Raw genomic sequence first — 19,243 nt, forward strand, 5'->3', positions numbered from 1 at the left:
ACCGCTTGTCATACGTTTAAGAGCCACGTATAATAGGACAAGAGAACGCTTTAATCACCGCGCCGGGCCGGTTAACCAGGCATTTTTGTATTAGAAGAGTCTATCGCATTCAGATGAAACTATCATATTGGCTGAAGCCGGCTTTAAGAGAATCTATCGTGGTAAACAAAGTTTATAGAAGCAACAGCATATGGATGCATCAGGAGAAGGGGGAACGCTGCAGTGAAATTGTTGGGAGCGATTGAAGCAGGGGGAACGAAGTTTGTATGCGGTATCGGGAATGAGGACGGGACGATTATCGACCGGGTGAGCTTTCCGACTGCCACTCCTCAGGAGACTATGAGCCAGGTAATGGATTATTTCAGCGGAAAAGCTGTGGAGGCTATCGGCATCGGTTCATTCGGACCGATTGATCCCGTTATCGGCAGCCCCACCTATGGATATATTACAACCACACCGAAGCCGCACTGGGGCGGCTATAATCTGGTGGGAGCCGTGGAGGAGCAATTCCAGGTTCCGATCGGCTTCGATACAGATGTGAACGGCGCAGCGCTGGGCGAATACACCTGGGGGGCAGCGCAAGGTCTGGATAGCTGCCTCTATATCACGGTGGGCACCGGAATCGGTGCCGGTGCCGTGGTAGGCGGGAAGCTCGTTCACGGGCTGTCCCATCCTGAGATGGGCCATATTCTGGTCCGTCGTCATCCTGAGGACCACTACGAAGGCTTCTGCCCTTATCACGGCGATTGCCTAGAGGGTCTGGCAGCAGGTCCGGCCATCGGCAACCGCTGGGGGAAGCCGGCGGGCGAATTGCCTGCGGATCATCCGGCCTGGGCGATGGAGGCCCACTATCTGGCTCATGCTCTTATGAACTATGTGCTGATTCTCTCGCCGCAGAAGATCGTAATGGGCGGCGGTGTGATGAAGCAGAGCCAGCTCTTCCCGCTGATTCATGCCAAGCTGCAGGAGCTGCTCGGCGGATATGTGCAGCATCCGGCGCTCAATGAAGAGATCGGCAGCTATATTGTGCCTCCGCAGCTTGGAGATAACGCCGGTCTGTCGGGCGCACTGGGTCTGGCCAAGCTGGCTTTGGACCGCAAATAGGATCTCCTGACAAAAAGGCATTGACTGTTACGTAATATATGGTATTCTAGGTTTTAACAGTATAGCATTTAAGAGGAAGCACCTCTTTCACGAATTTCGTGGGAGAGGTGCTTTTTTGCGTTCAAATATGTCATGCGTACTGTAAGACGACGAAAGTAGGGATTCATATGCAGATCGTATTTATGAACCGTTTGTGCAGAAGATCAGGAGTGGACGGGGAGGTTTTTGCCCAGCTGTGGATTGGAGAGGAAGAGGGGCAGTGGCGTCTGGGCTGGCGTGACTTCTCCGGCGAGCAGGAGACGGGCGATAGCCTGTGGTATGAAGGCGGATCATGGAATGAGATGCTGTGCGTATACCGGCACGAGCTTGCCGTGAAGATGGGGGAGGGCTACCGCCCGCTGATTGACGGGGTATTCCATGAGGAGGATAATCTCAGCAGCCGCAGCCAGGAGCAGCTTAGGCTACAGTATTACAGTGAGCAGTACGGGAATGAAGACATCTTCGAGGAGCTCTGCACCTGGCGTAGGGGCAAGGCCTCCAGCGAACGGAAGGCGCCTTATATCCTGGCCAGCAACCGTCTGCTGCGCATGATCAGCGCATTTCTTCCCCACACGGAGGAAGAGCTGCGGCAGCTTCCAGGTGTAGGTGAAGGCAAAGCCTCACAGCATGGCGCAGACTGGCTCAGTATCACTGCGGCGGCCGAGCGTGAGCATGATTTTCCGCTAAGCTGGGTGAATCATGCCATAGACGAAGAGAGCTTCGTATCCTGGCATTATAAGCAGAAGGAGCTTAAGTACAAGAAGGAGCTGGAGCGGCTGAGATTGCGGCGTGTTCTGTTGCAGGGGATCGAAGAGGGGCAAGGGATGGAGCAGCTCAGAGTGCTTAGCGGAGTGTCCCGCCGTGAAGTGCTTGAAGTGGTAGAGGAACTGGAGAAGGACGGATACTCGGCCGAGAAGCTTATTGCCCTGGAGCTGAGCGGAGTGAGCCCCGAAGAACAGAACAATATTTGGACAGCCTATGAACTGATCGGCGACAACTTCCTGAAGCCTGTCCTTTACAAAGCTTACGGCGAACCTTTCGTTCCTGCCGACGGACTCGATCTGTATTACGAACGCCTGCGGCTGATCCGCATCCGTTTCCGGCGGGAGCATCCGGCCGCGTTAGGGGTATCACTCCTCAATAATGATTGAGACTGACGGCCTGCATCGGCCCCAATCTGCAGTCCTGATGACCCGCATTCCTGGGCAGCGCAGACGCATTACATACGGGGGACATACCAAAAAGACGAAGGCTCGCCGGGTCCCGGAATAACCGGGTATACGGTGCCTTCGTCCTTCGTATTCGTCCGCTCTGCTTCATAGCCACTCCTTCTTACGGAAGATAATGAGCATTCCGCAGCCTAGCGTCACCATGACGGCAATAACGCCATAGTAGCCGTACTCGGTGTGGATCTCCGGGATATTGTCAAAGTTCATGCCGTAGATCCCGGTAATCACGGTCAGCGGCATGAATATGGTGGTAATTGCCGTAAACACACGCATGATTTCATTGGCGCGGTTCGCAATACTGGACTGATAAGCTTCGCGTAAGTTGCCCATGAGATCGCGGTACGTTTCGAAGGTTTCAGAGATCTTGACTGCATTCTCATAGATATCACTGAAATACTTCTGCAGCTGATCGTCGATCAGGCGAAGATCCTTTTTGTTGAGCGTGTTGATAACTTCCTTCTGCGGGCCGAGCATCTTCTTCAGCCAGAGAATCTCACTGCGCAGACCAATGATTTCGCTCAGATGCGATTTCTTGGTATGCATGAGGATGTCTTCCTCCAGCTTCTCGATCCGCGCTTCAATCCGGTCACCGACCGAGAAGAAGTTGTCGACAACGAGGTCGATCAGCAGATACAGGAAGCGGTCAGGCGTACTGACCTCCTGCTCCCACAGTACGGGCTTCAGGACACGCAGCTCATGGATCTTCTGCTTCGTAACGGTAATAATATAATGTCTGCCAAGGAATACGTTGAGCGCACGGAGGAAAATTTCCTCATCATCGAACCGGATGCTGTTCACCACGATGAAATAATGACTCTCATAAATCTCCAGCTTCGGACGCTGATCCTCTTCGCTTAGACAGTCTTCCACAGCCAGATCATGCAGGCCGTATATAGGCTGAAGCTCTACAAGGTCCTCCACATCGGCATCAATCCAGTAGAACCCCTCAGCAGGGGCGGTTAAAGTTTCTTCAATGTTGTCAACAGGCGTAAAAACCCCTGCATTTACCAGCCGGATTTTCATCTGATTCACTCCTTATGTCCCTGGTCTTCTCCAGGGGTATGCTAATTTCAGCACACGGAAAAAATCAGCTTGGCCGGTGGTACAATCATGGATGAAGGCCAAAAGACGGTCCGAGAGCATGAAGAAAAAGGGCTCCCGCCGCCGGCAAGCTGATGTTAATCCTGTGTGGTTGTTCATTCTGCACGCATATTCGCGAGCCCGGGTCGCCTTCCATTGTTCTCTCACCTCTTCTTTTCGCCGTTTATTTTGGTTGAAACACTTGTCTAGTATAACGCCGGGATATGGGTCTTACAAGAGAAATTGTTTTCTGTCATAAGGCCCCTTCAGCATTGTATGGACTTGACGAAAAGGAGGTTCATGATTTAAAGTGAAATTTAAGAAAAAGCATCTTTCGGATGCTTAAGGTTATTCAACTGAATACAGCTAAATCTTATCAAGAGCAGGTGGAGGGACTAGCCCGATGAAACCCGGCAACCGGCGTGTGAGCGCACGGTGCTAATTCTTGCGGAAGCTTTGCAGGGCGTTATTCGTCCGGCGGAAGTTCTCTGGCAGATGAGAGGGGCGCATATGACTGCATGATATGACCTTTCTCGCCCGGGAAAGGTCTTTTTTCGCTACCCTGCCTCAGGTTGAACCACCAAGTGGAACCCCATTTCAGTTAAGGAGTGAACAGCAATGCCTATCAAAATTCCCGACAGCCTGCCGGCCAAAGAAGTGTTATCCGGTGAGAATATTTTTGTAATGGATGAAAGCCAGGCCTTCCATCAGGATATCCGTCCCCTGCGGATCGCCATCCTGAATCTGATGCCTACCAAAGAAACTACTGAGACCCAGCTGCTGCGCCTTATCGGGAATTCCCCGCTTCAGGTGGATGTTGTTCTGCTGCATCCCAGCTCCCATACATCGAAGAATACTTCGGCTGAGCATTTGAAGAGCTTTTACGTAACCTTTGATGAGATCAGTCACCGCCGGTTCGACGGCTTGATCGTAACGGGCGCTCCCGTAGAACAACTGGAATTCGAGGATGTCAACTACTGGGAAGAGCTGAAAGTGATTTTTGAGTGGAGCAAGCAAAATGTTACCTCGACCATGCACATCTGTTGGGCGGCGCAGGCAGGGCTGTATCATCACTTCGGCGTGCGCAAGGTGAGTCTGCCGGACAAATGCTTCGGAGTGTTTCCGCATACGATGAGCCATAATAATGTCAAGCTGCTGCGCGGCTTCGATGAAGTGTTCCATGTTCCGCATTCCCGCCATACCGATGTCTCCCGTGAAGATATTGAGCGGAACCCGGAGCTGCAGATTCTGGCAGAATCCGAGGAAGCCGGGGTGTACCTGGTGGCTACGCATGACGGGAAGCAGATTTTTGTTACCGGACATTCGGAGTACGATCCCTTCTCGCTGAAATGGGAGTATGACCGGGATATCGCAAAAGGGCTGGAGGTTGCCTTGCCGAAGCACTATTATCCCAAGGATGATCCGACGCGTACTCCGCCGGCAGTCTGGCGCGCCCATGCGAACTTATTATTCGCTAATTGGCTCAATTACTATGTATACCAGGAGACTCCTTACGATATCGGGGCATTTATCTAAGAGGTTAACTTATTCTTAATAGAAGTAATTAATCAGGAGGCAATGGAGATGGATGAGAAACTGAGAATTGAGAGCAGACTGGCACAGATTGGTTCGATGGAGGACCCCGCCACCGGGGCCATTAATTACCCGATTTATCATGCGACGGCTTTCCGTCACCCTAGACTTGGGCAGAGCACAGGCTTTGACTACATCCGCACCAAAAATCCTACCCGCTCTGTACTCGAAGAAGCGGCAGCAGCCCTGGAATCCGGGGATGCCGGCTTCGCCTGCGCTTCCGGTATGGCTGCACTGACTACGGTGTTCACCTTGTTTGGACAAGGGGACCATCTCATCGTGTCGCTCGACCTGTACGGCGGAACCTATCGGCTGCTGGAACGGATTCTCTCCAAATACGGCATCAGTGCCTCCTATGTAGATACGAACGATCTGGATGGACTGGAAGCGGCCCGCCAGCCGGGGACAAAAGCCGTATTCATTGAGACGCCGACCAATCCGCTGATGATGATTACGGATGTCGAAGCCGTATGTACCTGGGCCCGCCGTCACGGGCTGCTCACGATTGTAGATAATACGCTGCTGACTCCGTTCTTCCAGCGCCCGCTGGAGCTTGGAGCAGATATCGTGGTTCACAGTGCGACTAAGTATCTGGGCGGGCATAACGATGTGCTGGCTGGGCTGATTGTGACCAAGGGCGCAGAATTGTCGGCTGAAATGGCCGTCCTGCATAACTCGCTGGGAGCGGTTCTGGCACCGAATGACAGCTACCAGCTGATGAAGGGCATGAAGACCCTCGCCCTGCGCATGGAGCGGCATGAGAGCAACGCATTGTCCATCGCCCGTTATCTGCAGGAGCATCCGGCGATTGCCGAGGTCTTCCACCCGGGCCTGCCGGACCATCCGGGCTATGCTATTCAGAACCGCCAGTCCTCCGGCAACACCGGGATCTTCTCCTTCAAGGTAAAAGAGGCCGGCTATGTGGAGCCGCTGCTCCGCCATATCAAGCTAATCGCCTTCGCCGAGAGTCTGGGCGGCGTTGAATCGCTGATGACCTATCCGGCGATACAGACTCATGCCGATATTCCGGCTGAAATCCGCGATGCTGTAGGCGTGGATGACCGGCTGCTGCGCTTCTCAGTCGGCATAGAGCATGTAGATGATCTGATTGCTGATCTGGGGCAGGCTCTGGAGGCTGCCCGGAGCGAGCTGGAATAAGACGATGCGCCCCGGACCTGGCCCGGCCTGCGGGATTCGCAGAACGTACAAGCAGCAGTGCCTTCGGGTGCTGCTGTTTAATTTTGCCTGGGACAAGGTCAATTACCGGTCCTGCGCAGCGAAACATTTTTCAAGAACAGCCGATTGTGATACGATGGGAGAACGGACTATTTTTATTTCAAATTGTATTTATCTCATAGACTTCATAGATGAAGAGGAGGCCGTCAACAGTGAGTGCAGTCGATCTTATACTGGATAAGGCACTGAAGGGTGAACGTCTTCAGTTGGAAGATACGGTCACATTGTTCGAGAGCAATGAAATTGAGAAAATGGGTGCTGCCGCAGATGTTATTATGAAGCGCTGGCACCCGGAGCCAGTGACAACATTTGTCATCGGCCGCAACATTAACTACACCAATGTATGTGATGTATACTGCCGCTTCTGCGCCTTTTACCGCAGACCCGGTTCGGAGGAAGGCTATGTGCTTCCTGATGAGACAATCTATCAGAAGATTGCGGAGACCATGAGCGTCAACGGAACCGAAATTCTGATGCAGGGCGGCACGAATCCGAATCTGCCGTTCAGCTACTATACGGATATTCTGCGCGGCATCAAGCAGCGCTTCCCGGAGATTACAATGCATTCCTTCTCACCTGCGGAAATTATGAAAATGGTTGAGGTCTCTGGCCTGCCGCTGGAACAGGTCATGCGTGAGATTCATGCCGCAGGCCTTGATTCCCTGCCCGGCGGCGGTGCTGAGATTCTCGATGACCGTACCCGCCGCAAGATCAGCCGCCTCAAGGGCTCCTGGCGCGAGTGGATGGACGTCATGCAGACCGCACACCGGATCGGCATGAATACAACAGCCACGATGGTGATCGGTCTGGGCGAGAGTATGGAAGAACGGGCGCTGCATCTGCTGCGTGTCCGTGAAGCCCAGGACGAATGCATTGCGAACAAATATGATTCCGAAGGCTTCCTGGCGTTCATCTCCTGGACCTTCCAGCCGGATAATACGAATCTGAAGCTGGACCGCCAGACCCCGGAGGAGTACCTCAAGACCGTAGCCATCAGCCGCCTGGTACTGGACAATATCAAGAACTTCCAGTCCTCCTGGGTTACGATGGGTCCTGAAGTAGGCAAGCTCTCCCTGCAATACGGCTGCAATGACTTTGGCAGCACGATGATCGAGGAGAACGTAGTCTCCTCGGCAGGCGCGACCTACAAGGTCAACATCGAATCGATCACGCAGCTCATCCGCGAAGCTGGCAAGATCCCAGCGCAGCGCAACACGCGTTATGATATTCTGCGCACGTTCGAGGATGCGAATGCGAAGATTGACAATGATTTTATAATGCAGAATTAGAATGAAATAAAGAAAACAAAAATAACGGAGTTAAACTACAAATTGTAGTTTTTACTCCGTTATTTTTGTTGCTCAACTGCAATGCTTGTTCCATTTTTATAAATAGGATAATAAATCGGCTAGCTTTTTGATGTTTAGATATTTTGTGCTTGCTTGAGAATTCGGTCTTGATAGGACTAATACTGCTTGGATACCCAGTGCTGCTGCACCCTCTAAGTTCTGTTCATAATCATCGATAAATACTGTTTCAGTTGCCGGCAAATGCATCGCATCAAGTGCATGGCTGAACATGCCGGGATTAGGTTTGCTTTCTCCAAGTTCAAAACTAAGTGTCATATTATCAAAATAATTATACATACCGGCATTTTTAAGAACTCTTTTGACCGACGGGTCGGTATCTGAAATAACTCCAATCCTATACTTTGCGCTCAGGACTTCAATGGTTTGATTTGTATGATCTAAAAAAACATAATTAGCATCATTGTACACTCTATCATATGCAATGATTTCAGCGTGTTCGTTAGTAAGGTGAATTTCAGGTAACCATTCAGCCAGTGTTTTATAATAATTTGTATACCTTTCAAGCTCCTCATCTTCAGTTTTGTAAACTTCATTTTTGAGGTGCTCATTTGCTTTTGAAATTGCCGTATTCAATTGTTCTTGTGGTATTGACCCTAGAATTTGTGGATTTATGTATTCCAACGCTTTTAATGTTATCCTCCAATCACCTGATGCAGGGCGGAAAATCGTCCAGCCAAGGTCGAGAAATATACCACGTACAGGTTTTTGTATAGTCATTTCAACTCCCCCTATAAATCCTATGATATTGTAAAAATCTATTTATAAAAGAGTAAGTAATCTGTTTTTATTTCCTATTTAACTTGTTCAACAGGCGGAGACCAATTGAATAGGCTTTTTTACGCTTTGTTCACTTAATTCTTCACTTAATTGTAAAATGATATCGTTATTTTTTACAAAAAACGATGAATTAATGTGAGATTTTACACAACAATTTATAAGAGTTAATGCATTTTGATAGATTCATAGGTAGGGCTATGATACAATTTTTCGGACAGTGGTAGAATAATATAGCAATCACAGGGAGGAAATTAGATTTATGGGAGAGAGAAGATGGAACAAGCCGATAGCTTCTTTATTGGCTACCACAGTTCTGGCAGCACAGATGCTGGGCGGAGTATTCAATGTTCCTGTGCTGGAGGCAGGAAAGGCTGAGGCTTCTCCGGTGATAACAAATCCGGGAACCATTAATTTACGCTTGATGAGCACCACTGATGTTCATACGAACGTATATGGATGGGACTATTTCAAGGGTGCCGCCTCCGCGACTGTAGGTCTGGACCGTACTTCAACCTTAGTAAAGACTGCGCGCAGTGAAGCAGAGGGGAAATACAACCTTTTGCTGGATAACGGCGATTTAATTCAAGGAACACCGCTGGGAACGTATATGGCCCAAGTGTCTGATTTCAGGGAAAGCGAAGACCAGATTCATCCGATAATCGCAGCTATGAACCTCATGGGTTATGATGCAGCAACCTTCGGCAATCATGAATTCAATTATGGATTGGATTATCTGGACCGGACCGTTAAAGGCAATGTGAGCAGTGTAACTTATAAAGAGTCTACGGGTGCGAAATTCCCTTATATCAATGCAAATATTTATAATGTATCCGATGGTGAAAATACATTCACTCCTTATAAAATCATCGATAAAGAAGTGAAGGACAGCAAGAACAACACCGTTACAATTAAAGTCGGCCTCCTGGGTCTGGTTACTCCGCAGATTATGGAGTGGGACAAGGTAAACCTGGAGGGCAGGGTAACTGCTAAGGATATTGTGGAAACGGCGAAGAAGTTTGTTCCAGAAATGAAGGGTAAAGGTGTCGATGTTATCGTCGCCATGACGCATTCGGGGTTCGATGCGGCTGCCTCTGGTGAAAATGCAGAGAATGTCATTAACCTGCTGAGCAAGGTTGAGGGCATTGATGCCATTACCTTCTCGCATACCCACAAGGTATTCCCGACGAACGGGGATGACAGCAAGCTGGATGCTTCCTTCAAAGATCCGTCCACCAATAAACCTTATGATAATGATGTAGCCAAGGTAGATAATGCCAACGGACACATTAATGGAACTCCGGCAGTTCAAGCTGGCTATGGCGGGGGTTACCTGGGTCTTATTGATCTGAAAATCGCCCAGAATAGCAGCGGCAAGTGGACAGTAGACAAAACAGCCTCCAAGGCTTCTACGCGCTCTATTGCTGGCGCAGCCGTTGACACCGCTATTGAAGATCTTGCAGGAACGGCACATCAAGCTACGATTGATTACGTGAATCAGCCGCTTGGTGTAACATCTGCGCCGATGAACAGCTATTTTGCTATGGTGCAGGATGATCCGACAGTCCAGATCGTAACCTATGCCCAGCAGCAGTATGTATCTAATTTGATTCATACGAACGAAAATCTGGCCGGTTATAGAAACCTGCCGATCCTGAGCGTCGGTGCACCGTTCAAGGCTGGACGCAACGGCCCTGATGAGTATACAGATATTAAGAAAGGCGACCTTACGATTGCCAGTGCAAGCGATCTATATCTGTACGACAACACGCTGAAGGCGATTGTAGTTAAAGGTTCGACCGTCAAAGAATGGGTAGAGATGAGTGCAGGAGCGTTTAACCGCATCAAGCCATCCATCTCCACGCCTCAACCGCTTTTGAATTCAGCATTTGCTGTGTACAATTTCGATGTGATTGACGGTATTCAATATACCCTTGATGTCACCCGCAATGCGAAGTACAAACCGGATGGCAGCATAAACGATGAGTCCTCCAGCCGGGTCACTTCCATCACTTATGGCGACAAGCCACTAGATCCGGAACAGAAATTCGTGGTTGTTACCAACAACTACCGTGCAAGCGGCGGGGGGAACTTCCCGGGCGTCAAAGGCGCTAACATGATTATTGATTCTCAGATGGAGAACCGCCAGGTATTGATGGATTACATCAAGGAAGCGGGAACAGTCGATCCTACCGCAGACAACAACTGGTCGATTGCACCTATTGAAGGCAATGTTACTGTAACATTCCCGTCTTCACCTAGAGCAGCAGAAGTCGCTCCTGCCAACATTACTGCTACGGGAATTCAAGATGTCAATAAATTTGAAATCTACAACCTTGACCTGAAAAAATCCGCTCCAACCCCAACGGGAGATGTTGAAGTCCATCTGCTGGGCATTAATGACTTCCACGGCCAACTGGACACTACCTCGGTGGTGAACGGGGAAGCAGTAGGCACAGCGGCAACACTTGCTGCATATTTGAAGGAAGCCCGTGCCAAATATGAGAATTCACTGCTGTTCCACAACGGCGACTCTGTGGGTGCATCCGCTCCGGTATCTTCACTGGAACGCGACAAGCCTACGATGGAATGGATGAATCTCATGAAGTTCGACGTCGGCACCCTGGGGAACCATGAGTTTGACCAAGGTGTTGAGGCTATGAAGGCTCAAATCTATGGCGGTAAGGACCCTAAGAACGAGAAAGTTGTTCATAGTGGCGCAGATTTCGATTATATCAATGCTAATGCAGTAGACAGCACTACTGGTAAACCTATTATCACCCCTTATGTAGTAAAAGAAGTTGGCGGCGTGAAGATCGGCTTCATCGGAGTTGTGACCAAAGCAACGCCAAGCAAAGTATCGCCAGCCGGTACAGCCGGTGTGAAATTCCTGAGTGCCGAGGAAGAGGTCGCGGCGATTGAGAAATATGCGGCCGAGCTGAAGAGCAAGGGCGTCAATACGATCATCGTGCTGGCCCATGATCCGGCTACTACCAAGGTTGATCCAGTCACCAAAAAGAATGTATCCACCGGTGAAGCTGTGGATCTGGCCAATGCGCTGCCGGCGGATTCCCCGGTTGATGTTATCGTAGCCGGAGACAATCATGGCTATGCCAATGATACGGTTAACGGTAAGCTGATCGTTCAGGCTTACTCTTACGGAACGGCTTTTGAAGACATCAAGCTGGTGATTGACGGAGTTACGGGTACAGTGAAGAGTAAAACGGCTACTGTAACGAACACAGTTCAGAGTAAAATCGCACCGGATGCTGAAACTAAGGCATTGGTAGACCACTATTTGAATCTTCACCCTGAGCTGACTCAGCCTGTAGGAACTACTGACGGTACAGTAACCCGTACAGATGCTTACACTAAGGAATCAGCGCTGGGTAACCTGATTGCAGATGCGATGCGCAGCGCTGATTTCAAAGACGGTTCTACTCTTCCTGCTGACTTCGCCTTCATGAACCCGGGCGGTATCCGTGCGGATCTTCCGAAGGGCAATGTAGCATTCGGGGATCTGGCGAAGATTCAGCCATTCGGCAACACGCTGGTGAAGCTGACGCTGACCGGACAGCAGATCAAGACTCTGCTGCAGCAGCAATGGGCAGTTAAAGCTGACGGCACCGCAGACACGAAGACCCTGCAAATCTCAGGTCTGAAATATACAGCGAACATGTACCTGCCGGTTGCAGAACGTGTGGCTAACCTGACGAAGACAGACGGAACACCTATTGAAATGTCGAAGAGCTACACGGCTGTAGTCAATAACTTCATGGCTGCGGGCGGCGACAATTATAAGGTATTGACTGAGGCAAGCTCCTCGCTGGCCGGACCGATCGACCTGGATGTATTCTATGATTATATCGTCAACACTTTCAAAGGCGGTGCCATCACCGCTGCCATTGAAGGCCGGATCACCAATGTGGAGAAAGACCCTGGAACGGTTACTCCGAGCCCTAGTCCTAGCTCTAATCCGAACCCGAACCCAGGTAACCCTGGACCGGTTACAACTGCAACACCTAAGCCAACGGCTTCGCCTTCGGCCACTCCAAGTCCGGCTCCTTCGGCAACACCAGCCGCAACGGCAGCTCCAACGCCAAGCCCGGCTGTACCTGTTGTAGCCTTCAAGGATCTGGGTAAGGTATCCTGGGCCGCAGATGCCATTAATGCATTGGCAGCCAAAGGCATTATCAAAGGGATGGACGGCACGAACTTTGCGCCAATGAAGAGTGTAACCCGCGCAGAATTCGTAACCATGCTGGTTCGTTCACTCGAACTGAGCAATTCAGCTTCACCTGCGAAATTCAGCGACGTGAAGCAGGGAGTCTGGTACTCCGATACGATTGCTGCGGCGGTGAATGCAGGTCTTGTAAAAGGCTCCGGCAATGGTAAATTCGAGCCGGGCCGTGAGATTACCCGTGAGGAAATGGCGATTATGATCGCGAATGCCCTTAAGGGTCAGCTGCAGCCGGTTGACGCTGCAACGTTGAACAAATTCACGGATAAGGCCAAGATTGCCCCTTACGCCCAGCAGGCAGTGGCACAGCTGACTCAGATTGGTATCGTTAACGGTGTGGATGCCAAGCAGTTCGCACCGAAGAGTATGGCTAACCGTGCCCAGGCTGCGGTGATCATCTTCCGTATGCTGGAGAACAAAGCTTCATAAAGTCAGAGAGAAGGCCCGAGCTGAAATAGCTCGGGCCTTTTTCTGCCCTGAGGCCGGGCAGCCGTTTTGCGCTTGACGGAAGATAAGCTGAGATTTATAATTGCCTTAATTCATGTTATCAGCGTTGACGAAGATATGAACCGCTTGCTTTGGACCGTTTCAGAGAGAGGAAGCCTCAGGCTGCAACTTCCTCCGGTACCGGCTGTTGGTTTACCCCTTTGTAGCTGCGGTTATGAACTCCTGACGGCTTCCGTACTCCGGAACCTCAACGGATAGTAAGAACCGCCGGTTCATGGCCGTTATCCCTATGCTAACGAAGGATTATATTCTGCAGTGAAGCTGAAGTGTATGCGGCAGCTGCCAGGATGGATCGAATTTGGGTGGAATCACGGGTGCAATCACTCGTCCCTTTGCGGGACGGGTGTTTTTTGTGTGCAGAAGCTATGGGGGATAGCCACTTGTAAGCTTAGGCTTGCGAAGTGAGTGTGTGAAGAGTTCAAGGAAGTATAGTCCAACAAACCTTAGGAGGAAGTAATCATGTCAGTAAATATTAAGCTTCCGGACGGATCGGTCCGGGAATACGCAGACGGCAGCAGCATTGATGATGTAGCCGCCTCTATCAGCAGCGGACTGCGCAAGAATGCCGCAGCAGGCAAGCTCAACGGGATTGTCGTAGACCTGTCAACACCGCTGCAGGAAGGCGATCTGGTAGAGATCGTAACGCTTGATTCGCCGGAAGGTCTTGAAGTGATGCGTCACAGTACAGCTCACCTGATGGCGCAGGCGGTAAGACGCCTGTTCGGCACCAAAGAAGTGAAGCTTGGAGTCGGTCCTGTGATTGAAGACGGCTTCTATTATGATATGGATCTGGAGCATCCGCTCAATCCCGAGGATCTGCTGAAGATCGAGAAGGAAATGGACCGCATCGTCTCGGAGAATCTGCCGATTGTCCGCCATGAGGTCAGCCGGGGAGAAGCGCTGGAGCGCTTCGGCGAGCTGGGTGATCCTTACAAGCTGGAGCTGATTGAAGCTCTGCCGGAAGACAGTGTCATCACGATCTATGAGCAGGGCGAATTCTTCGATCTTTGCCGTGGCCCGCATTTGCCGTCTACTGCCAAGATTAAGGTATTCAAGCTGATGAATGTGGCCGGGGCTTACTGGCGCGGAGACAGCAAGAATAAGATGCTGCAGCGTGTGTACGGCACAGCCTGGATCAAGAAGGCACAGCTGGATGAGCATCTGCGTCTGCTGGAGGAAGCGAAGAAGCGCGACCACCGGAAGCTGGGCAAGGAGCTGGAGATTTTCACCTTCAACCAGTTAGTTGGACAAGGCCTGCCGATCTGGCTGCCTAAGGGCGCGAAGCTGCGCAGTATTCTGGAGCGTTACATTGTCGATCTGGAAGCAAGCCTCGGATACCAGCATGTCTACACTCCGGTACTGGGGAATGTAGAGTTGTACAAGACTTCCGGACACTGGGAGCACTATCAGGAAGATATGTTCCCTAAGATGACTATCGATAATGAAGAGTTCGTGCTGCGCCCGATGAACTGCCCTCACCACATGATGATCTACAAGAGCTCGATGCACAGCTACCGCGATCTGCCGATCCGTATTGCCGAGCTTGGGATTCAGCACCGTTATGAAATGTCGGGAGCCTTGACTGGTCTGCACCGCGTGCGTTCCATGACACTGAATGACTCACATATCTTCTGCCGACTGGACCAGATCAAGAGCGAGTTCATCCGCGTACTGGAATTGATTAAGCAGGTATACAGCGACTTCGGGATTGAAGATTACCGGTTCCGCCTGTCCTACCGTGATCCTAAGGATACTGAGAAATATTATGCCAACGACGAGATGTGGGAGACTGCACAGCGTATGCTGCGTGAGGTAGTCGAAGAAGCCGGTCTGCCGTTCTACGAAGCCGAAGGCGAAGCGGCCTTCTATGGTCCGAAGCTCGATGTGCAGATTAAGACTGTACTAGGCAAAGAAGAGACACTCTCGACCGTACAGATTGACTTCCTGCTGCCGGAACGCTTTGAGCTGGAATATGTTGGCGACGACGGCCAGAAGCACCGTCCGGTTGTCCTGCACCGCGGGATTCTGGGAACTATGGAACGGTTCGTAGCCTTCCTGCTTGAGAACTTTGCCGGTTCACTGCCGCTCTGGCTGTCCCCGCAGCAGGTGAAGATTATCCCGGTATCGTCAGCCTTCGACGAATATGCGAAGGAAGTGGAAGCGAAGCTGCTGAAGAGCGGCATCCGTGCGGAAGTGGATTTACGCAATGAGAAGATGGGCTACAAGATCCGTGAAGCTCAGCTCGAGAAGCTGCCGTACATGTTCGTGGTCGGTGAGAACGAGATGAATGCGGGCAGCGTGTCGATCCGCAAACGCGGTGAAGGGGATATTGGTGCCCGGGCGCTGGAGGAAGCTATTGATTCGCTTGCACAGGAAATTGCCGGACGTGTAATTTAATTCAGTCTGATTACTGAACCTCTGTTATAAGCCTCGTGAGACCGCTATGGTGCGGTGTCATGTATAAAGTTTTGTGAATCGGGAAACCCTCGTACTATGGGGAGGGTTTAACTAATGAACAAAATGGGCTTATACCAGAGGTTTTGGTGTCTTTTCGTCACGATCGTCCTTATGCTGACCGCTGCCGGGATCTTCCCGGATTACGCGCGCAAGTCGGTTCAGGCGAGAGGGATGGAAGACACTGCAGGGCAGCATGGAAGCAGCATACAGAAGCAGTCACCCGTTGATCGTCAGCAGGCCGGCTCAGCATCCCGTCTTGGAGGCTCCTCTAGAGCCGTACAGCCGGATGCCGCAGACAAGGCTGCTAAGCCAGAGGTACAGGCAGCTAAGCCTAAGAATGCTGTCAAAGCACCCGGCTCGGTTCCAGTAGCCGCTCCGGCTCCAGAGCAGATTATCACCTCGCTGAAAGTAATGGCGACCGGCTATACAGCCGGATACGAATCCACCGGCAAGACCGCGAAGCATCCGGAATACGGGATTACGTATTCAGGAGTTAAGGTACGGCGGGACAAGAATGCGGTATCCACGATTGCAGCGGACCCGAAGGTGCTGCCGCTGGGAAGTATTTTATATATACCGGGTTACGGATATGGAATTGTGGCCGATACCGGATCGGCAATCAAAGGGCGCAAGATCGATCTCTACTTCAGCACCACCAAGCAGGTCTACAAGGAATGGGGCAAGAAGTCGGTCGTGGTTCAAGTGATCAAGCGCGGCGACGGTAAATGCACGGAAAGTATGCTGAAGAGCCTTGGCCATGCTATCCAGACTTATAATGCGGTTCCGCAATATTTGCTGGAAGAAGCGATTTAGCGGATGCTTAGGCTGGACAATCCGGGAGTTTGAATTTATTTTCACGTGAGCATGCATAATACAGCGGACTGCTTCCCATAATATCGACTGGGGCAAATACTTGCTTCTTCCGATACAATAGGGAGGTGATTCTCGTGGCTAATTCCAAGAAACCAAAGGTACAGGAAAATTTCAAAACACCAAATGAAAAATACAATGCAGAGTTCGCTGTTGAAAATGACGGTGCGACTAAGCAAAGCAGCAACTCCATGACCAAACCGGCTCAGAAACCGCAGCAGTAATGCTGGGTTCCCGGTAAGCTCCTGAAGCAACAAGCTGTCCTGCCATGTCCGGATTACGGGCTGGAGGACAGCTTTTTTTAATAGATTTTTATGTTTTGGGGTCCCCGTGAAGTATCTGAGTCATCACCTACGCTAAAGCCCCACTTTATGGGGTTATTTTATATGGTAATAATTTAACTTAATATTCCAGCTGCCTCGGTCTGGAGACTGAGATACAGTTCCTTCTTACGCCGCTGTTCTCTGCCGCATTCTTCCTGTAGACTAAGGCTATAAGTGTTCAAGAGGAAGAGTTGTATTTACGACAAGGAGGATGACATTATGAAACGAAGGTTCACCAGCCAGGTACTCGGAGGCCTGCTCCTCATCGGTCTGGGAGGAATGTTCCTGCTCCGGCAGATGGGCTACACGGATTTCAGTCTGGGTTCACTGATTTCCACCTATTGGCCGGTTATTCTGATCGTGATGGGCGTACAGCGGTTTTTGGCCCCGGATGAGCAGCATTCAAGATTCTCGGCAACACTCGGCGGATTCATCTATCTGGCCATCGGGGTGTTTTTCCTGGGACGGAATTTAGACTGGTTCTACTACTCGGCAAGCGATTTCTTCAAAATGCTGATTCCGGTCATGCTGATCGGCGGCGGATTATCTGTCATCTTCAGACCGCGGCGTAACACTCCGCCTGTACCTCCGGCACCGCCTTCACCGCCCGGCTACTACCCGCCTGGACCCGGTAAGAGTCCGCTGGATACAGCGCCGCCCGCTCCGCTGGAGTCTACGCTCGATCAGCAGTTCGAGCAGAAATTCGGCAAACCGGCTGGCAGCGTGGACCGGAACTGGAATGATTATCTGCATAAGAATGAGGAAGACGCAGACGGTAACCCGCTGCATGCCTCGGCAGATACCCGCTGGGAGGAGAAGCAGGAGCGCCAGGAGCGCAGACGCCAGGAGCGTCAGGAACGGCATGCCCGCCGTCATGGCGAATGGCATGAGGAGTTCCAGGATTCCGGTCATGATAAGGATGCGACGAACCGCTCGGCTTTTATCGGCGATGTGCATATGGGCAAGGAGCATTTTCAGCTGAAGCGGACCAATATTTCACAGTTCATCGGGGATACGGTGCTGGACCTGACCAATGCGCAGATTCCTTACGGCGAGACGAAGATTAATATCTCTGCTTTTGTCGGCGACATTAAGGTATACATTCCAGATGATATGGATCTGGGTGTGTCTGTGAATGGCAGCTCGTTCATCGGTGATATGCAGGTGCTTGAGCAGTCGCGCAGCGGGTTCATGAGCAATGTGCAATGCAAGACGCCGTATTACAAGGAATCAGGCAAAAAGGTCCGCATCAACGTTAGCTGCTTCATCGGTGACGTTAAAGTTAAAACGGTGGGTTAAATGGGGATCTTCAGTAATACCAAGTGGATGCTGCTGGTGTATTTCCTGCTTAGCGGCGGGGTGACGGCAGGGCTGATGTATGCCGGGACATGCCTGGGCTATATTCAGGTGGTGGATACCCGGATGTGGATCTACCTGTGTCTGGGCATTGTACTGTTCACAGTCATCATCGGCTACATCGCCGGTCAGCGGATTCAGCGGCGGATCGATCATCTGGATCTGAATATGCTGCAGGTGGCCAAGGGGAATATGTCGGTTCGGATGCCGGAGAGCGAGGACCAGTCTTTTGCACGTGTCTACCACGAATTCAACATCATGATGGATACGGTCGAGAAGAAGATGAAGCGGCTCCAGCAGCTCGGAGAACAGGAAGTTATTGAGAAGGAAAAGGCAGCGGAGAGCGCGGTACTGGAAGAGCGCAGGCGTATGGCCCGGGATCTGCATGATACGGTGAGCCAGCAGCTGTTCGCTATTCACATGTCCGCCTCTTCGCTGCCTAAAGTGCTTGAACGCAGCGCCGAGCACGGCAGGACGGTGATGGATCAGCTGATCAGCATGTCCCAGATGGCGCAGAAGCAGATGAGGGCGCTGATCGCACAGCTGCGTCCTGTAGAGCTGGAGGGGCGCAATTTGTTCGAGGCACTAGAGAAGTGGTTCCCGGATTACTGCCGTCAGAACGGGCTCAAAGGGGTGAAGGAGCTGGAGCTTCAGGGTGAGCTGTCCGAAGCGATTGAGCATCAGCTGTTCTTGATTATTCAAGAGTCGATGGCGAATATCGTGAAGCATGCCGGTGCACGGGTGGTCAGTCTGTCCCTGCGGGAGGTGCCGCGCCAGGTGGTACTGAGCATCAGCGATGACGGCCAGGGCTTCGAGCATGTGCAGCACAAGCAAGGCTCTTACGGGCTCACGACCATGCGTGAGCGTGCCGAGAAGCTCGGCGGCCAGGTAGAGATTATCAGCCGCAGGGGAGCGGGAACGACGATCCGCGTACATATACCAAAGTTTGTCCAAGGCCGCGCGGAGACGGCTGCTGAAGGGACAGAGGCCGATTCTGAAGAGGCTTGATATGCTCTTGCTGTGATGAAGCTGGGGCTGTATCGTGCTTGTATAATGTTAGGGGGA

General features: G+C 51.3%; 13 protein-coding genes and 1 riboswitch. Of the genes, 11 read left to right on the plus strand and 2 right to left on the minus strand.

The window, feature by feature from the left end:
• The first annotated feature begins 222 nt into the window (after window positions 1–222).
• Window positions 223–1,104 carry an ROK family protein gene (locus NSS83_RS28945; RefSeq protein WP_341187791.1) on the plus strand — a complete coding sequence of 294 codons (882 nt, stop codon included), beginning with the start codon at window positions 223–225 and terminating at the stop codon, window positions 1,102–1,104.
• 167 nt (window positions 1,105–1,271) lie between these two features.
• Window positions 1,272–2,294 (plus strand): HRDC domain-containing protein, encoded by a 1,023-nt coding sequence (locus NSS83_RS28950; RefSeq protein ID WP_341346995.1) that lies wholly within the window; start codon window positions 1,272–1,274, stop codon window positions 2,292–2,294.
• A gap of 165 nt (window positions 2,295–2,459) precedes the next feature.
• On the opposite strand, the gene corA is transcribed toward NSS83_RS28950, so the two are convergent.
• Window positions 2,460–3,395 (minus strand): magnesium/cobalt transporter CorA, encoded by a 936-nt coding sequence (corA, locus tag NSS83_RS28955; RefSeq protein ID WP_076158913.1) that lies wholly within the window; start codon window positions 3,393–3,395, stop codon window positions 2,460–2,462.
• Window positions 3,396–3,822: 427 nt separating this feature from the next.
• Window positions 3,823–3,954, plus strand: a riboswitch (SAM riboswitch).
• Between the two features lie 116 nt (window positions 3,955–4,070).
• Here corA and metA point away from each other — a divergent pair.
• The 3 genes from metA to mqnC all read left to right on the plus strand — a co-directional run bounded on the left by metA (window position 4,071) and on the right by mqnC (window position 7,570).
• Window positions 4,071–4,988 carry a homoserine O-succinyltransferase gene (gene metA / locus NSS83_RS28960; protein WP_341187793.1) on the plus strand — a complete coding sequence of 306 codons (918 nt, stop codon included), beginning with the start codon at window positions 4,071–4,073 and terminating at the stop codon, window positions 4,986–4,988.
• 48 nt (window positions 4,989–5,036) lie between these two features.
• Window positions 5,037–6,203, plus strand: a complete 1,167-nt coding sequence (locus NSS83_RS28965; protein WP_341187794.1) for an aminotransferase class I/II-fold pyridoxal phosphate-dependent enzyme — start codon at window positions 5,037–5,039, stop codon at window positions 6,201–6,203.
• 230 nt (window positions 6,204–6,433) lie between these two features.
• Window positions 6,434–7,570 (plus strand): cyclic dehypoxanthinyl futalosine synthase, encoded by a 1,137-nt coding sequence (mqnC, locus tag NSS83_RS28970; RefSeq protein WP_341187795.1) that lies wholly within the window; start codon window positions 6,434–6,436, stop codon window positions 7,568–7,570.
• 96 nt (window positions 7,571–7,666) lie between these two features.
• Here mqnC and NSS83_RS28975 read toward each other — a convergent pair whose 3' ends face one another.
• A complete protein-coding gene (locus NSS83_RS28975; RefSeq protein ID WP_341187796.1) occupies window positions 7,667–8,368 on the minus strand; it encodes an HAD-IA family hydrolase in 702 nt (233 codons plus the stop codon).
• Between the two features lie 319 nt (window positions 8,369–8,687).
• On the opposite strand from NSS83_RS28975, the gene NSS83_RS28980 reads away from it, so the two are divergent.
• From NSS83_RS28980 to NSS83_RS29005, 6 genes are all read left to right on the plus strand, one after another.
• Window positions 8,688–13,094 carry a bifunctional 2',3'-cyclic-nucleotide 2'-phosphodiesterase/3'-nucleotidase gene (locus NSS83_RS28980; protein ID WP_341346996.1) on the plus strand — a complete coding sequence of 1,469 codons (4,407 nt, stop codon included), beginning with the start codon at window positions 8,688–8,690 and terminating at the stop codon, window positions 13,092–13,094.
• A gap of 537 nt (window positions 13,095–13,631) precedes the next feature.
• Window positions 13,632–15,569 carry a threonine--tRNA ligase gene (gene thrS / locus NSS83_RS28985; RefSeq protein ID WP_341187798.1) on the plus strand — a complete coding sequence of 646 codons (1,938 nt, stop codon included), beginning with the start codon at window positions 13,632–13,634 and terminating at the stop codon, window positions 15,567–15,569.
• A gap of 114 nt (window positions 15,570–15,683) precedes the next feature.
• Window positions 15,684–16,442, plus strand: a complete 759-nt coding sequence (locus NSS83_RS28990) for a 3D domain-containing protein (RefSeq protein ID WP_339254982.1) — start codon at window positions 15,684–15,686, stop codon at window positions 16,440–16,442.
• Window positions 16,443–16,576: 134 nt separating this feature from the next.
• Window positions 16,577–16,723, plus strand: coding sequence for a hypothetical protein (locus NSS83_RS28995; RefSeq protein ID WP_156949683.1), 147 nt, complete (start codon window positions 16,577–16,579; stop codon window positions 16,721–16,723).
• 318 nt (window positions 16,724–17,041) lie between these two features.
• Window positions 17,042–18,121 (plus strand): cell wall-active antibiotics response protein LiaF, encoded by a 1,080-nt coding sequence (gene liaF / locus NSS83_RS29000; protein ID WP_341187799.1) that lies wholly within the window; start codon window positions 17,042–17,044, stop codon window positions 18,119–18,121.
• Window positions 18,122–19,186, plus strand: coding sequence for a sensor histidine kinase (locus tag NSS83_RS29005; RefSeq protein ID WP_341187800.1), 1,065 nt, complete (start codon window positions 18,122–18,124; stop codon window positions 19,184–19,186).
• Window positions 19,187–19,243 lie beyond the last annotated feature (57 nt).

The organism is Paenibacillus sp. FSL H3-0469 (assembly GCF_038051945.1).
GTDB lineage: Bacteria > Bacillota > Bacilli > Paenibacillales > Paenibacillaceae > Paenibacillus_AQ.

Excerpts from the sequence above, each read along its gene's own strand:
- NSS83_RS29005 (WP_341187800.1), top strand. The coding sequence starts at position 18,122 with ATGGGGATCTTCAGTAATACCAAGTGGATGCTGCTGGTGTATTTCCTG.
- NSS83_RS28990 (WP_339254982.1), top strand. The coding sequence starts at position 15,684 with ATGAACAAAATGGGCTTATACCAGAGGTTTTGGTGTCTTTTCGTCACG.
- corA (WP_076158913.1), bottom strand. The coding sequence starts at position 3,395 with ATGAAAATCCGGCTGGTAAATGCAGGGGTTTTTACGCCTGTTGACAAC.
- NSS83_RS28980 (WP_341346996.1), top strand. The coding sequence starts at position 8,688 with ATGGGAGAGAGAAGATGGAACAAGCCGATAGCTTCTTTATTGGCTACC.
- NSS83_RS28965 (WP_341187794.1), top strand. The coding sequence starts at position 5,037 with ATGGATGAGAAACTGAGAATTGAGAGCAGACTGGCACAGATTGGTTCG.
- NSS83_RS28975 (WP_341187796.1), bottom strand. The coding sequence starts at position 8,368 with ATGACTATACAAAAACCTGTACGTGGTATATTTCTCGACCTTGGCTGG.
- metA (WP_341187793.1), top strand. The coding sequence starts at position 4,071 with ATGCCTATCAAAATTCCCGACAGCCTGCCGGCCAAAGAAGTGTTATCC.
- thrS (WP_341187798.1), top strand. The coding sequence starts at position 13,632 with ATGTCAGTAAATATTAAGCTTCCGGACGGATCGGTCCGGGAATACGCA.
- NSS83_RS28950 (WP_341346995.1), top strand. The coding sequence starts at position 1,272 with ATGCAGATCGTATTTATGAACCGTTTGTGCAGAAGATCAGGAGTGGAC.
- liaF (WP_341187799.1), top strand. The coding sequence starts at position 17,042 with ATGAAACGAAGGTTCACCAGCCAGGTACTCGGAGGCCTGCTCCTCATC.